The 1240-nt window shown below is 75.2% G+C and carries 2 protein-coding genes; one reads left to right on the top strand and one right to left on the bottom strand.

From position 1 onward, the window contains the following. Positions 1–105: 105 nt before the first annotated feature. Positions 106–540, bottom strand: coding sequence for a VOC family protein (locus ACWDVG_RS31625; protein ID WP_451704363.1), 435 nt, complete (start codon positions 538–540; stop codon positions 106–108). A gap of 217 nt (positions 541–757) precedes the next feature. Here ACWDVG_RS31625 and ACWDVG_RS31620 point away from each other — a divergent pair, with 217 nt between their 5' ends. Further along, positions 758–1126: a PRC-barrel domain-containing protein gene (locus tag ACWDVG_RS31620; protein WP_451704362.1), complete on the top strand. Its 369-nt coding sequence runs from the start codon at positions 758–760 to the stop codon at positions 1124–1126. Positions 1127–1240 lie beyond the last annotated feature (114 nt).

Genomic DNA, 1240 nt, shown 5'->3' with positions numbered 1-1240 from the left:
CGTTGTCGTCGGTCGCCCGATGCTCCGCATCGCCTCCCTCCTCCGCCTTGCGATCGCACGCACCAGCCGCCGCTCCCTGATCCGGCCTGATCGACAAGACACCCCCTAGGGGACGCTGCGGGACTGGGGGACGGTGCCCCGGGCGGGGACCGTCGCGGTCAGGACGAAGGAGTGACCCGCCGGGTCCATGTAGCGGCGGACGTCCGTACGGCGGTCGTGCCGGGTCCCGTCGCGCTCGGCCGTGACCGGACGCGCGCCGAGCGAGACGGCCTCGCGCTCGGCCTCGTCGAGGGCGTGCGCGTCCACGAAGACGTGCAGGTGTGCCTGCTGGGAGTCCTCGGGGCGGGGCCAGCTCGGCGGCGCGTGGCCGGGGTCGCGGCGGATCCCCAGCAGCACGCCGGCCGGGCCCGTGACGAGCAGGAGGTCGTGGTCGCCCGCGGCGGGTTCCACGGCGGCGCCCAGCAGGGCCGCGTAGAACCGGGCCAGGGGCTCCGGATCGGTGGAGTCGAGCACCAGGACGCTGGTCTTGGGAACAGTCATGCGTTCCGTGTGCCCCGCCGCGCCGCGCCCACGCCGGGAGACGCCGCGCCGCGCCCGGGCGAAGGCCGCCGTGCCGAGCCCGGAGGGTGATTGCCCCGCTCGGCCCGGGGCATGCGGTGCCCAGGCGGGGACCGCACCCCGCCGCGCAAGGCACACGGAGAAGGAGGGCGACGGCAGCGCGCCGAACGCCCCCGCCCACCGGAGGAGTTGTTATCGCGTGACTGAGCACGTGTGGAGCTACAAGTCGACCGCGGGCCATCTGGCCGGCACCGATCTGACCGGTTACGCGGTCGAGGCGACCGACGGCCGCATCGGAAAGGTGGACAAGCACTCCGACGAGGTCGGGGACGCCTATCTGGTCGTGGACACGGGCGTCTGGATCTTCGGCAAGGAGGTCCTCCTCCCGGCCGCCACGGTGACGCGGATCGACCTGGAGGAGCGCACGGTCTTCGTCGAACGCACCAAGGACCAGATCAAGGAAGCCCCCGAGTTCCACCGCGACAAGCACCTCGACGACGCCGCCTACCGCCACCGGCTGGGCACCTACTACGGCCCCGGCGGCCCCTTCGGCGCCCCGTCGGCCTGATCGCCGCGCGGAGGAGGCGGGGCGGGGAGGGCGGGGGCCGGGCGGCCGGGGGGGGGGTGGAGGGGGCGGGCGGGGGCACCCCGCCGCCGGGGGGGCCCCCCGTCTGGGGGTGTC

This window comes from Streptomyces sp. NPDC003327, from assembly GCF_053589515.1.
Note: the sequence above shows the minus strand (reverse complement) of the source record. Positions and strands in the feature narration are given on the sequence as shown.